The following is a 12,978-nucleotide window of genomic DNA, read 5'->3' as shown; positions in this document are numbered from 1 at the left end:
AGCTGGTCTGTTCATCACAAAAAAGTAGACACTTGTTACCACAAGATTAATCAACTTGGGGTTACTGACCATTCAAAGCTTGTCCACGTTGGGTTGTTCCACCTGCTCCCTGGCTTATATCAGGTACTGCATTGAGTCCACCTGTAAGAAGAAGACCGGAGATTCCTATCTCTGCCTGCCGCAGTGCAATGAGTGACGAGACATATGACTGTGTTGCCTCAAAAAAAGTACGACGTGCTGTCAGAACGCGCAAGAATTCAAATTCTCCCTGGCGATAACCTTCATTTGTTAATTCCAGATTTTCTTTTGCGGAAGGTAAGATCTCTTTCTGAAAACGGTTAACCTGCTGGGCAGCCTGCTGATGATTTCGATAAACTGATGTCAATCGATCACGTAAGTTTAACTCGATCCGTTCTGCATCTTTTAGTGCACGATGATAGTCAGAAGATGCAATTGCAATGTTACCTTCATTCCGATTAAATATCGGCAAAAACACACCTAATTGTGCATTTACGATTTCACTCCCTGTTTGATAATCGTGCCCGACTCCTACTTGTGTTTGTAGATTTGGTTTTGCCTGTACTTGTTGTCTTTCGATTTGAGACCATGCACGTTGAACACGATAGTAGGCTGCCTGCAACTCCGGGCTCTTGCTCACTAATTCGTTATAAACAATGTCCCAGTCTGAAATGGGAGCAAACTGTTCTTCCAGGTCTCCTGTTAATCGGCCCTGCACCAGATCAGGGAGTCCGATGATATTCACCAATCGTTTCCAGGATGCTTCAAAAGCCAAAACCGCATTTTGCTGAATGATCTGCACTTCATTTAGTTGAATTTTCGATTGTAAGATATCTGCCCGACTCGCCTGTTGTGCTTTAAATAGTTGCTGAGTCACTTTTAGTCCGTCTTCAGCAACTTTGAGCAATTCGTTCGCTAGTTCAATTCTTCGTTGCGCGCCTAAGGTTTCGTAATAGCGTGAACTGACATCGTTCTTAACTCGCATCCGCTGAGCTTCATACTGCCACGACGTTTCCTGAACGTCTTTTTCTGCAACGAGTTCATTTAGTCTGAGTTTATCACCTGTAATGAACGTCTGGGAGATAAAAGCTCCCTGTCGACCCGCAGTACCCTGATCACCAATTTCGTCACCAAAATATCCCACAATTGGATTAGGTCGTTTACCAACTTGCGTTTGAATACCACATGCTTTACCGACGACAGCAGATGCCTGAGCCAACGTTGGATTATATTCGCTGGCCATCAATTCCAACTGTGTTAGTGAGTAACTTTTCTTCCCCGAACTCCAGGTTGTTCCTTTTTCTTTTGTAGGAGCAGGCGGGACTAAAGGGGTATTCAAAGCAACTCGCTCAATTTGCGACTCTGACGACCGTATATCCTGGGTTTCGTCGAATTCCTGCCATTCAGATTCCACCAGTTCAATTGCTGGCAGTTTACCAGAATAATTAGAAGCTTTTGTTTTTCTTGCGGTGGTTTTTGCGGCGAGCGGAGGCTGGGGAGATACGATGCCTGATTCTTTTTCTGCATATTGCTCGAAATGTGAACAACTTGAAAAAGGGAAGAGTAAACAAGCAAAAAAAATTAGCTTAACGGCAAAATCAGCAAATCTAACTTGCTTCTGACGACTTCTTTCACTCAAAACACCGAAAAAATCGTAATACAGCATCGCCATTGCAGTCCTTTGCAAATTCCTGATACGTAAAATAGCTTACTCAGGATATCGACAAAGTGATTGACTGAACTACCATTTAGAATGCTGGAATCAATATGAGTAGTACATATTCACGCCGCATATTATCAGTGAAAACTGTTATGGCTATTAAGGACTTTTGGTAGCTTGGCAAATATATGTCGGTTTTAATTTGCCTGTCGTTATAATCCACATATCTTTCCAATCTGGATCAGAATGATATCGCCTGATCAGTTTGCGACTGCCGAAAGTTTGGGAAGCAACGTAATTGAACGCCGCATCATTTCTTTGCCTTTTGATTTGATGGAAACATAGTAGTTACCTGGAGCTAAGATCTCAGGCGCGTAAATCTGAAAAGTATATCGTAAGTTCTCGCGCGGAACGATTTGTCCAACTCGGGTAATAATTCGTCCATTCTCTTCACAGAAATGACAATCAATCCAGATGTCTTCGTGAGGAGGATTCAGACAGCATTGCACGAGTATTAAATCTCCAACCATGAATTCCGATTTACGATCCGTGAGCCATCCGCCCACCATCCGTGTTCCGACATCAACACTGAGAAATTTGTCTTTTTGTCTCATCACTTGTTCTGGTACCAACATTTCTTCTATTAATTCAGGGGCAACTTCATGCAACGTCATTCGGCCTTCAGCTCGTCTAAGGCCATATAAGTCCAGTCGGTCTTCCACATAAATACTCAGGAACAGAACAACAACAATCCCTGCTCCCCAAGCAGCCGATGACTTCCAAGCTGTAACATGGTGCGGACGTAAACGTTCAATCCTGGCATTCAACTTAAAGAAATACTGTGCCAACCAAACACCTTGGCGATAGAAACGACGGAACTGAGCCGATAACCATCGAACATCCTTTTCCGTAAGAAAACAAAAATAAATTGAAATCGAAATCATAGGGAAGATATATAATCCAAGTGAAAACAGCGTTCCAATGTGAAAAGCCGCTCCCAAACCTAATCCAACAATTCGGCCCCACTTTTGCCAGACGATAAACACAAACACGATTTCCCAGACAAGGGCAACGTAAGACATGACTGAGAAGACGATGGGATACATCGTCAGGAAATCCCCCATAGGATGTGGATTATTATACCGTGACATTGCCCAATAACTGATTTGGTCTCCTTCGAGATATCCAGGAGTATGAAGCTTTGTCATAGCAGCTCCAAAATAAACCACCCCAATAAGAATCTGCATCAGTCTTTGTGGCCATATCTCAAACCGAGGAAGTTCATATTTGGTATACTGTGGTAACGATCGGTTTTGTCGCCTCCCTTTCAACCAACGATCAACTGACCAGATCGCACCACAATTGGATAGGGAAAGTAAAAACAAGACATGTGAAGCAATGACAGAGTACTTCGTTGCCATACTAATACAATCCATGAAACAGAAATATGTATATAGCACGACAGAAGCGATCAGGGAAAATCGGGTCATCCAGCCAATGCTGCTACAAATCAGAAAAAATCCCAGTGCTGCAAATAGTCCAACAACAACACTGCCCGGAAGAACTGGAAGAAAATCATAATAGCGAAAGATATCTGCCAGGGGAGCTGGAGCTCCATCGCTTGAAAACAATTCTCTTGAATACCTCCATCTGGTACACACAGTTCCAAATAAGATGAGAGGAACTAATATGCGTACAATGGCCAATCCAAAGGGTATTTCTTTTGCAAAAAAGAATCGATGAAAGCGATTACGAATGGAATTTTGTTGCGTTGGAATCAATTCTTTAGCATCCATGCTTGAAATCCTGTTTGATCTGACGATTCAAAAACCAACTGAAGTTGTAAAACAACAAACTGAGAGTAAATCGTTCTTAATTTCCCACGGGCGAAGCGAGATGAATGGGAACGTCGGGATCATGTTGCGGTCCCTGGGGCTCAATACGACTACCCACTGTTCCAGCAAAAAAAGGACGCCCTCGACTCATATCTGCAGTCAACCGAGGATTATCATTGATTTGTAAAAATCGCTGTCTGGTCAGCCAGGGCACATAAGTTTGTGCGACAATGCCCTCCGGTGTAATTACTTTGCGTAAACGATAATAATTTTTAAAATCCTTGGGTTCTTCATAACGCTTGTCCCAGACAGAATCTGGTAAGTTATATTTCTTACACCAGGCTTCCTCAATACACAAAATTCGAAGCATGGGCTCATGCTCGGTTTTATCGAGTGTATTCATTGCCATTCTCAACCAGGCATCACCGGTCGTATCGTAATGCCGTCGCCCCAAATCACCATAGGGTTTATAATCTCCCCACGGCCCCGGTGACAATTCATAATATTTCCCGCTTACCCCTTCCCCAACGATGTGGGTGCGAATCGAATAAGCAGACCAGCCACAGAACATATCCCAGACAATATAATACATAGCGGGATGCTGGGCTGTTCTATAGGAGAAGGTATGGCAAAAGATGCCAAACATTAAAACACCCAGATAACCGATAATGGTTAGACATGCTAATCCACGTTTGAATAATCGCATCAGAGTAGCCTTCCCTGGCTTAACAATGAGATCAGAAATTCAAAAAACCGTTGAAAGAGGCTAGAAATGGTGCATAAACGCTAATCGCATCAATGGAAATCCCCGGCTCTCTTTTGTGAGAGGCAAATATCGCCGATCTCTCAAAATAGGTCAATAGCAACCTCTATGTCCGATTTATGCTCGTAATAGAGGCCAATAGTGACTGAAACGAGAAAACAGAAAAATTCGAGTCGCCGTTACATCAGTAGAATTTTTAGAGCGATTACCAGGACAAAAACCTGCAAGCTAAGAGGAAACACCAGCTTCGGAGCCAGTTTTGATCGGAATCTGCCGAGGCTTTTCTGTAGCAGACTTATCTAGTAAAACGTTCAAGATTCCGTTCTGTACCGACGCGGTAACCTTATCTGGATCGACGGCAACAGGCATGGGAACAGATCGTTGAAACTGCCCTGCAGGTCGTTCACTCAATCGAACGGTTTGGCCGGACGTCGTGATTGTTCCCGTATTTCGTGTACCCGCAATCGTTAGCATATTTCCAGCCAGAGTGATATTGATTTCCTCAGCTGCTACACCTGGTAAATCAAACTGAACTTGAATTTGCTCTTCTAGTTCGAGAATATCTACGCGGGGTATCCAAACTGACTCACTTCCAAATAAACCGAGCTTATCCAATGCGCGTTCCCCTTGTTCAACGGCAACTCCCAGCAATTTGTCGAATTCGGATCGTAATCGCTCAATCGAAGTATTCACTCCTGATGAATCACTTTTTTTATCATGCTCAGCCCGCGGCTGTTCCCCTGTTTCCTCTTCGGTAGAAACATGAACTGGTTCGGCTTGATTCTCATCTGATTCCATCACAAATCTCCTCTTGATAGCGAATGCACTGAAAATTAGAGCTTAAATGTTGGTGCTATTCTTTCACAAGTTTCTTCACTCTTGAAGAATAATATACCGCCTTCATTGTCTCATATCTTATTCGAACTACCAGCAGAAATATTGAAAATTTCTGGCCAACTTTTCAACATCGAAACATCATCAGAATGAATTCTCTCGAAAAAGCTACAGGTAAGATCGATGGCAATTGATCATTTGATGATAACAAAAGACTGACCGAAAAATAGTATTTTCCGGTTTCGTCCAAGAGACTAATTTTCTTGGTCAACAGAGCATGAATTAGCTGCAGTCACTTCATCACCTTGTCTCTGTTGTTGATCAGAAACAGAGCAACCGCCACACTGTGAGCAACCTTCAACTCCTTCAAGATTAGACAAGCCCCCACAGGACCCTTTGATACAACGATTACTGACGATGACACCCACTGCCATTCCCAGGAAAGCAAGGACAAAAATACCAAGTGCAAGCAAGATTGTGGCCATCATGATTCGTTTTCCTCTCCCAACAATTTCTGCCAGCGTGGGGAATATCGTTCTGTAAAACCATTTTCCTCTTTTACAATAAAGTAAGCAGCGATCTCCCGCTCTTTAGCCCAATTATACCCCTCATCAGGACCTAATACCATCAGGCATGTTGCAAGTGCATCACAGTTCATACAAGTTTCTCCGACAACCGTGACTGATGCCAGAGAATGATCCACTGGATAACCTGTACGAGGATCAATGGTGTGAGAATATGTTTTGCCATTCACTTCAAAAAAATTGCGATAATTGCCTGAAGTAGCCATCGACAGATTGGAAAGTGGAACGACTTTTTGGATTTTGCGTGTCTCACTAATTGGTTTTTCTATTCCCACTTTCCAGGGGACCTGACTTTGATTGGTGCCTTTTGCGCGCATCTCTCCACCGATTTCGACCAGATAGTTTTCGATCGATTTTGAATCAAGGTATGAAGTGACGCGATCCACAGCATATCCCTTAGCAATCGCTGACAGGTCGAGGTAGACTTTGGGAATTAACTTCTTCAACGCAGGTGAAACATGCTGTAATTCAATATGCTGGTAACCAACATTCTTTCTCGCCGCTTCTATCTGACTAGATTCTGGTAATGTTCTTTTACCTGGATCGGGACCAAAGTGCCATAAGTTGACCAGGGGGCCTACCGTCATATCAAATGCGCCTGTACTCGCTTTACTTAGGTTGAGCCCCGCTTCAACGACTTTTAATACTGATGGAGAGACTTCAAACCATTGATCGGATTGCGATTGATTAAATCGGGATAACTCAGATGTCTCGATGTAAGTTGACATCTGAGCGTTGATGTTTTCTAACAGTTGATCCACTTCTTGTTTAAGCAGATCGGAGTCAACCAGATTCGAAGGCGAAGTGCAGATCGTAATATGGTAAGACGTCCCCATAGTGGAACCCTGAATCTGCAGCTTACCTGCGGAGCCTGTATGAGAACCAGACTGATCAGTTTGACATGCCGTGACAGGAAAGATCAACAGCAGTAAAACGGCAACGCGCAGAAACGGTTTGTGACAGCGACTAGCCAAAGTCATCATAGCGGATATTCTCAGGTTCGACTCCTAAGTCATCCAGCATATTCCGAACAGCGGACAACATCATTGGAGGTCCACAGATATAGTATTCACAGTCCTCAGGTGCAGGATGTTTACTTAAGTACTCATCTAGCAACACTTGGTGAATAAAACCTTGCAGACCATCCCAATTGTCTTCTGGAACCGGGTCAGACAAGGCAACGTGCATTTTGAAATTGGGGAACTTCTCTTCGAGAGCTCGGAACTCATCTTCATAAAACATTTCCCGTAAGCTACGAGCACCGTACCAATACGACACTTTTCGGTTCGTTTCACGTTCTTTGAAGAGCTCGTAGATATGTGATCGTAGAGGAGCCATACCAGCCCCCCCACCGATATAAATCATCTCCGCCTCTGTTTCCTGGATGAAAAATTCTCCATACGGACCAGAGATCGTAACTTCATCACCCGGTTTTAAGTCGAAGATATAGGAAGACATTTTACCGGGAGGTGTGCCTTCTGGTGAACGAGGAGGTGGAGACGCAACACGCACATTCAGCATGATGATCCCCTTTTCCCCCGGGTAATTGGCCATGGAATAGGCGCGAATCACTTCTTCATCTACTTTAGATTCAAATCGCCATAAGTTGAAATTATCCCAGTCTTCCTTGTATTCGTCGGGGATATCAAAATCACTATATTTAATATGATGTGGTGGTGCTTCAATCTGAATAAACCCACCGGCCTTGAAGTCCACATCCTCACCAGCAGGCAATTCAAGAATAAGCTCTTTGATGAACGTAGCAACGTTGTCATTAGACCTGACTTTACAAACCCACTTCTTAGTTTCAAAGACCTCTGGTGGAACTTCGATTTCCATGTTGCTCTTCACCGGCACCTGACAGGATAAACGGCAGCCTTCGCGTACTTCCCGGTTATTAAAATGGGAGCGTTCCGTTGGTAAAATGTCTCCCCCGCCTTCGAGCACTTTGACTTCGCATTGGGCACAGGTTCCGCCACCACCACAAGCTGAAGAAACAAAAATCTGATTTTCTGCGAGCGCACTTAATAATTTACCACCGACGGGAACTTCGATTTCTTTTTGTTCATTGACAGTAATCGTGACATTACCAGAGGCTACCAGCTTTGATTTTGCAATCAAGATAATGGCGACCAATGCTAACACGATGGCCGTAAACATGATAACGCCGAACAGAATTTCTATAATCATGATAAAACGTTGACCGCTCTAAAAATAGAATGTATTGAAGTCTTATAATTGGATTCCAGAAAACGCCATGAAGGCCATCGCCATTAATCCAACAGTGATAAACGTGATGCCCAGTCCTCGCAATCCAAGTGGTACATCGCTGTACTTCATTTTTTCTCGAATTCCAGCCAAAGCCATAATCGCCAGTGCCCAACCAACTCCCGATCCAAAACCAAATACACAACTTTCGGGGAAATTATAATCGCGTTCCACCATGAACAAGGTGCCTCCCAAAATCGCACAGTTCACGGTAATCAAGGGTAGAAAAATACCCAGCGTGTTATATAACGCAGGAAAGAACCGATCCAGAGTCATTTCCAGAATTTGAACCATGGCGGCAATCACGCCGATATAGCAGATCAATCCAACAAATGTCAGATCCACATTGGGATATCCAGCCCAGGCTAATGCTCCTTTTTTCAAAAGGTGTTGGTAGATCACATTATTCACGGGAACCGTAATCGTCTGAATTACGATGACTGCAATCCCCAAACCAATGGCGGTTTTAACATTCTTGGAAACGGCCAAAAAGGTACACATTCCCAAAAAGAAAGCCAAAGCCAGATTCTCAATGAACAAACATTTTATAAACAGGCTCAAATAATGTTCAAACATGTTATGCTTCCTCCATTTGATCGGTTTTCCAAACTCTTAAAATCCAAATGAAAATACCGATAATAAAAAACGCGCTCGGAGGTAATAACATCAAACCATTGGCCTCATACCAACCACCATCGCGACTTAATTTTAATAGCTGGATTCCAAATAAGCTGCCTGATCCAAACAACTCTCGAAAGAAGGCTACGATCATTAAAATGAGGCTATAGCCTAAACCATTTCCCAATCCATCGAGAAAACTGATACCGGGCTCATTTTTCATCGCAAAACCTTCTGCACGCCCCATCACGATACAGTTGGTGATAATCAATCCGACAAACACTGAAAGTTGCTTACTGATTCCAAAAGCAAACGCTTTCAGAAACTGATCCACCAGAATCACCAACGAAGCAATAATTGTCATTTGGACGATAATTCGAATACTGCTGGGAATCTGCAATCTAATAGAAGCCACCGCAGCATTAGAGCAGGCAGTGACTAAGATCACCGCAATACTCATCACGAGCGCAGTCTCCATTTTGGTGGTCACGGCCAAAGCAGAACAAATTCCCAGAATTTGTAATGCAATGGGATTATTATTGAAAATCGGTCCTGTCAGAACCTCTTTTTGTTTTGAATTCATTCTATTTTTCTCTCTGCTCTCGAACCTTTTCGAGATAAGGTCTAAATCCCAAATTTCCAAGCCAGAAATCTAGTAGGTGAGTCACACCGCGAGATGTAATTGTTGCTCCAGAGAGCCCATCAACTTCATGAATGGCGTCGGGAGATTCCGGATTCACAGTCCCTTTGATGACTTCAATTTCAGGTTCAAATTCCTGATTATATGCTTCTTTGCCCTTCCACTGCGCTTTCCATTTGGGGTTATCGACTTCACCACCCAAACCAGGTGTTTCTCCATGCTCATAAAACGTTAAACCTGCAATCGTGGTCAAATCAGTATCGAGTGCCAGGAACCCCCAGAGCGTCGACCAGAGCCCTTTACCTCTGACTGGTAGTACATACTGAGATAACTTACCATTTTCGTCGTTGATTAGATAAACCCAGGAATAATTTTCGCGACGTTTGATTCCTGCCAAATCTTCAGAGGATGGTATTTCCATGCTCATTTTCGGGTTATCAGCAGCCGCCTTTTGATCGTACTCCTGAGGATTAGGAAATAACTCCTTATCGTCGGTTACGACATTTCCTGTATTAAGATCGACGATGATCCCCTTGACTCGCTCATCGTAAACATCACTGATCTCCTTAGCACTCGCATCCGGTTTGATTAATCCAGCTGCAGAAAGGATATTTTTTTTACGCTCATTCTCTTTATTTGCATCCTGGCGACTGCGTAAACCGACGGCAGCTCCGGAAACGAGAATTGAACAGGCCACGCACAAAGCAGCCGATACCATAAATGTGAAACCAATTGAATCACGCGACATTTCGCGCCAACCTTCTTTTAATGTTTGCTTGAACTACGTAGAAGTCAATCAGAGGCGCGAAGACATTTCCAAACAAAATTGCCAACATAATCCCCTCTGGGTACGCTGGATTGATGACCCGAATCAGGATCGTCATTCCACCAATTAAAATTCCATAGACCCATCGCCCTGTATCAGTCATCGCTGCTGAAACCGGATCTGTGGCCATATATACCAGACCAAAGGCCAGCCCTCCTACAACTAAATGCCATTGAGGTGGCATCGAGAACATCGCATTTGTATTACTGCCAATTAACCAAAGCAGCACAGAAAGACCCATTGAGCCTGCCAAAACCCCTGCCATCACCCGCCAGGAACCAATACCTGCCAGAATCAGGAATATAGCGCCTAACAAGCAAGCAAAGGTCGAGGTTTCTCCCATCGATCCTTGAATCTGGCCCATAAAGGCCTGCATCCAGCTAATCCCTAAGCCACCGTCAGCAACAGGGTTTGTTATGGATTTCATACCAACTTCAGGATTTGCAACCGCTAACTGACCGAGTGAAGTAGCACCACTGAAGCCATCCACGGCAGTCCAGACAGTATCACCCACAATCTGAGCGGGATAAGCAAAATAAAGAAATGCACGAGCGGTTAAAGCTGGGTTCAAAAAGTTTTTCCCTGTTCCCCCAAATATTTCTTTACCAACCACAACGCCAAACGAGATTCCTATGGCGACTTGCCAAAGTGGAATCGTGGGTGGTAGAGATAAGGGAAACAGCATCCCAGTCACCAGGAAGCCTTCATTGATTTCATGACGTCGGATAATACAAAACAGACCTTCCCACATCCCACCAACGGCCATGCACACGATGTAGACTGGGAAGAAGTAAAGGGCGCCGTGTAACAGATTAGAAAGCAAACTATTCGCATCCGGGATGACTCCCAGAGAAGCCATTACAGTTCCGCGCCAACCAGGAACAGATTCTATACCCATGGTACTCATCGCAGCGTTGGCTTGATAACCGGTATTATAAAGAGCCATGAACACGCAGGGAAGCAAAGCCACGATCACCATGCTCATCATGCGTTTCAGGTCAATCGAGTCACGCACATGAGAAGCTTCATTTGTCACTTCACCCGGGGTATAGAGGAATGTGTCATTCGCCTCATAAAGTGGGTAAAGCTTCTCGAACTTCCCTCCTTTATCAAAAAGAGGGTGCACCTTATCAAGAAGATTTCGTAACGGCTTCATTTCGTAGTTTATCTTTCTTGTGTGATGCCCTTCCGATACAGAGCAAGTCAAACTTCAGCTGACTTTGACTTAAATCGGTTATCATCTAAAAACAAATATGTTTGAAGATGATAATCAGGGCTAACAACTTTTATCTATCAGGCTAATGACAGCACAGTTGAACGCATCTTAAATTTAAAATCTCCCCATATCACAAAGGGAGAACATCTATTAAAATCAACCTTCAATTTCTATCTTTGTCAGGTTCTTACGTAATAATGCTCCGTAATTATATTTCCCGGGACACACAAAGGTGCATAAAGACAAGTCTTCTTCATCAAGCTCCAGGCATCCCAGTTCTTTTGCCTGTTCTGTATCCTCCGTAATCAAGGCACGCAACAGGAACGTGGGCAAAATGTCCAATGGCATGACTTTTTCATAAGTCCCAATCGGAATCATGGCCCGCTTGCTTCCTTCTGTCGAAGTGGTAAAAGAGAATTTTTTACCCTGTCCCAGCCATGAAGAAATAAAAACGGGAACAACAGAGAACTTATTGAATCCAGGCCCCATCCATCCCAGAAAGTCTCTATGATTGCCCTCTTTAAGTCCTGTTACCTGTAAAGCATAACGGCCCAAATATGCAAAAGGACCTTCGCCAGTCCGGCCGGAAAGTGCTGAACCCGAAACCAACCGATTTTCACCATCTTCGAGATTTCCATCCGTCAGATCAGTGAGACTGGCCCCCAGAATCGTTTTCACTAATTTTGGATTTTTCACTGTAGGACCTGCTATGGAAATAACACGCTCTACAGAAAGCTTGCCTGTGGTAAACAACTTACCGATGGCAATGACATCTTGATAATTGATATTCCAAATCGTTTTCTTCTCACTGACCGGATCAAGAAAATGAACGTGTGTCCCAACAAGCCCGGCGGGATGTGGCCCACCAAATTCTTCTACGGTGACAAAATCAAGATCGCAGCCAGGTAAATTTGTTCCCGGCGCCTTGCAAAGAAACAGTTTTCCGTCGGTGAGAGTTTTCAATAACTGGAGCCCTTGTGCGAAAGCCCGAGGTTCTTCGCTAAGAATCACTTCTGGAGGTGGTGCTAAGGGGTTTGTATCGATCGCAGTTACAAAAATAGAATGTGGTGTGGCTCCTGGAACTGGCACACGACTATACGGACGCGTCCGCAAACTTGACCACAAACCAGAGTTCAACAAGTTCTCTTGAACTTGCTCACGCGTCAGATTCGCTAGCTCTTCATCTCCATAAGAGGCAAATGTTTCTTCATCTTCTCCCCCTACTTCAATCACCATACTCTGAAAGGCGCGTTTGGCCCCTCGATTGATTTCCGTTACTTTCCCAGCAACTGGAGAAGTATATATCACACCTTCCGTCTTTTTATCGCTGAAAAGCATCTGACCTTTTTTGACCGTATCACCAATTTCAACAGCCAATGTGGGCTTCATGCCAATATAATCAGGACCAATCAGAGCAATCGATCGAATTTCTGGCCCCTGTTCGATCAGAGCGGAAGGCTCACCCGAAATAGGCAGATCCAACCCTTTTTTAATTGTAATCATTGAATTATGAACCTGAAAATAACGAGTTTTTCAGAAAAACTCGTTTGAAGAGGTTTATTAAGCCATCTGGATGCTGCCCGCAGTACACACATCCTTGTTATTTCATTTTAGGCATGGAAGCACAAATACCCAAGATTTCGCGGATATTTTACACAGATTCCCCTTTTTTTGTAGTCAAAGCGAGGCACAAATTGAATCATTTTCCATTCTGTT

Annotated in this window: 12 protein-coding genes; all 12 read right to left on the bottom strand. The window is 43.8% G+C overall.

Annotated elements, in window-relative coordinates; all coding sequences use genetic code 11:
* Positions 1–61: 61 nt before the first annotated feature.
* Positions 62–1,690, bottom strand: a complete 1,629-nt coding sequence (locus V202x_RS02725) for a TolC family protein (protein WP_145170966.1) — start codon at positions 1,688–1,690, stop codon at positions 62–64.
* A gap of 248 nt (positions 1,691–1,938) precedes the next feature.
* Complete coding sequence (locus tag V202x_RS02720) at positions 1,939–3,474, bottom strand: HTTM domain-containing protein (protein WP_145170964.1); 1,536 nt, start codon at positions 3,472–3,474, stop codon at positions 1,939–1,941.
* 76 nt (positions 3,475–3,550) lie between these two features.
* The gene (locus tag V202x_RS02715) at positions 3,551–4,219 is read right to left on the bottom strand and encodes a hypothetical protein (protein WP_144981189.1); all 669 of its coding nucleotides are present in this window, start codon (positions 4,217–4,219) and stop codon (positions 3,551–3,553) included.
* A 285-nt stretch (positions 4,220–4,504) separates the two neighbouring features.
* A complete protein-coding gene (locus tag V202x_RS02710) occupies positions 4,505–5,074 on the bottom strand; it encodes an Hsp20/alpha crystallin family protein (RefSeq protein WP_145170962.1) in 570 nt (189 codons plus the stop codon).
* 290 nt (positions 5,075–5,364) lie between these two features.
* Positions 5,365–5,598: a (Na+)-NQR maturation NqrM gene (gene nqrM / locus V202x_RS02705; RefSeq protein ID WP_197993186.1), complete on the bottom strand. Its 234-nt coding sequence runs from the start codon at positions 5,596–5,598 to the stop codon at positions 5,365–5,367.
* A complete protein-coding gene (locus V202x_RS02700) occupies positions 5,595–6,677 on the bottom strand; it encodes an FAD:protein FMN transferase (protein ID WP_232098801.1) in 1,083 nt (360 codons plus the stop codon). The genes nqrM and V202x_RS02700 overlap by 4 nt, the downstream gene beginning before the upstream one ends.
* The gene (gene nqrF / locus V202x_RS02695; RefSeq protein WP_232098800.1) at positions 6,661–7,854 is read right to left on the bottom strand and encodes an NADH:ubiquinone reductase (Na(+)-transporting) subunit F; all 1,194 of its coding nucleotides are present in this window, start codon (positions 7,852–7,854) and stop codon (positions 6,661–6,663) included. Before nqrF ends, V202x_RS02700 begins: the two co-directional genes overlap by 17 nt.
* A gap of 72 nt (positions 7,855–7,926) precedes the next feature.
* On the bottom strand, positions 7,927–8,538 hold the full coding sequence (gene nqrE / locus V202x_RS02690) for an NADH:ubiquinone reductase (Na(+)-transporting) subunit E (protein WP_145170958.1): 612 nt from the start codon (positions 8,536–8,538) through the stop codon (positions 7,927–7,929).
* Position 8,539: 1 nt separating this feature from the next.
* Positions 8,540–9,163 carry an NADH:ubiquinone reductase (Na(+)-transporting) subunit D gene (locus tag V202x_RS02685; protein ID WP_145170956.1) on the bottom strand — a complete coding sequence of 208 codons (624 nt, stop codon included), beginning with the start codon at positions 9,161–9,163 and terminating at the stop codon, positions 8,540–8,542.
* A gap of 1 nt (position 9,164) precedes the next feature.
* Positions 9,165–9,968, bottom strand: coding sequence for a Na(+)-translocating NADH-quinone reductase subunit C (locus V202x_RS02680; protein WP_145170954.1), 804 nt, complete (start codon positions 9,966–9,968; stop codon positions 9,165–9,167).
* Complete coding sequence (locus V202x_RS02675; protein WP_145170952.1) at positions 9,958–11,202, bottom strand: NADH:ubiquinone reductase (Na(+)-transporting) subunit B; 1,245 nt, start codon at positions 11,200–11,202, stop codon at positions 9,958–9,960. The genes V202x_RS02680 and V202x_RS02675 overlap by 11 nt, the downstream gene beginning before the upstream one ends.
* Before the next feature lie 216 nt (positions 11,203–11,418).
* Entirely contained in the window at positions 11,419–12,765 is a 1,347-nt protein-coding gene (locus V202x_RS02670) for a Na(+)-translocating NADH-quinone reductase subunit A (protein ID WP_145170950.1), read from the bottom strand.
* Positions 12,766–12,978 lie beyond the last annotated feature (213 nt).

Origin of the sequence: Gimesia aquarii (assembly GCF_007748175.1) — a bacterium.
Taxonomy (GTDB): domain Bacteria; phylum Planctomycetota; class Planctomycetia; order Planctomycetales; family Planctomycetaceae; genus Gimesia; species Gimesia aquarii_A.
This window is presented reverse-complemented; position numbering and strand designations above follow the sequence as displayed.

Bases quoted from the DNA above. Each gene is read 5' to 3' on its own strand.
- V202x_RS02685 (WP_145170956.1), bottom strand. From the start codon at position 9,163: ATGAATTCAAAACAAAAAGAGGTTCTGACAGGACCGATTTTCAATAAT.
- V202x_RS02715 (WP_144981189.1), bottom strand. From the start codon at position 4,219: ATGCGATTATTCAAACGTGGATTAGCATGTCTAACCATTATCGGTTAT.
- V202x_RS02720 (WP_145170964.1), bottom strand. From the start codon at position 3,474: ATGGATGCTAAAGAATTGATTCCAACGCAACAAAATTCCATTCGTAAT.
- V202x_RS02680 (WP_145170954.1), bottom strand. From the start codon at position 9,968: ATGTCGCGTGATTCAATTGGTTTCACATTTATGGTATCGGCTGCTTTG.
- nqrE (WP_145170958.1), bottom strand. From the start codon at position 8,538: ATGTTTGAACATTATTTGAGCCTGTTTATAAAATGTTTGTTCATTGAG.
- V202x_RS02700 (WP_232098801.1), bottom strand. From the start codon at position 6,677: ATGATGACTTTGGCTAGTCGCTGTCACAAACCGTTTCTGCGCGTTGCC.
- V202x_RS02675 (WP_145170952.1), bottom strand. From the start codon at position 11,202: ATGAAGCCGTTACGAAATCTTCTTGATAAGGTGCACCCTCTTTTTGAT.
- V202x_RS02710 (WP_145170962.1), bottom strand. From the start codon at position 5,074: ATGGAATCAGATGAGAATCAAGCCGAACCAGTTCATGTTTCTACCGAA.
- V202x_RS02725 (WP_145170966.1), bottom strand. From the start codon at position 1,690: ATGGCGATGCTGTATTACGATTTTTTCGGTGTTTTGAGTGAAAGAAGT.
- V202x_RS02670 (WP_145170950.1), bottom strand. From the start codon at position 12,765: ATGATTACAATTAAAAAAGGGTTGGATCTGCCTATTTCGGGTGAGCCT.
- nqrF (WP_232098800.1), bottom strand. From the start codon at position 7,854: ATGTTTACGGCCATCGTGTTAGCATTGGTCGCCATTATCTTGATTGCA.
- nqrM (WP_197993186.1), bottom strand. From the start codon at position 5,598: ATGATGGCCACAATCTTGCTTGCACTTGGTATTTTTGTCCTTGCTTTC.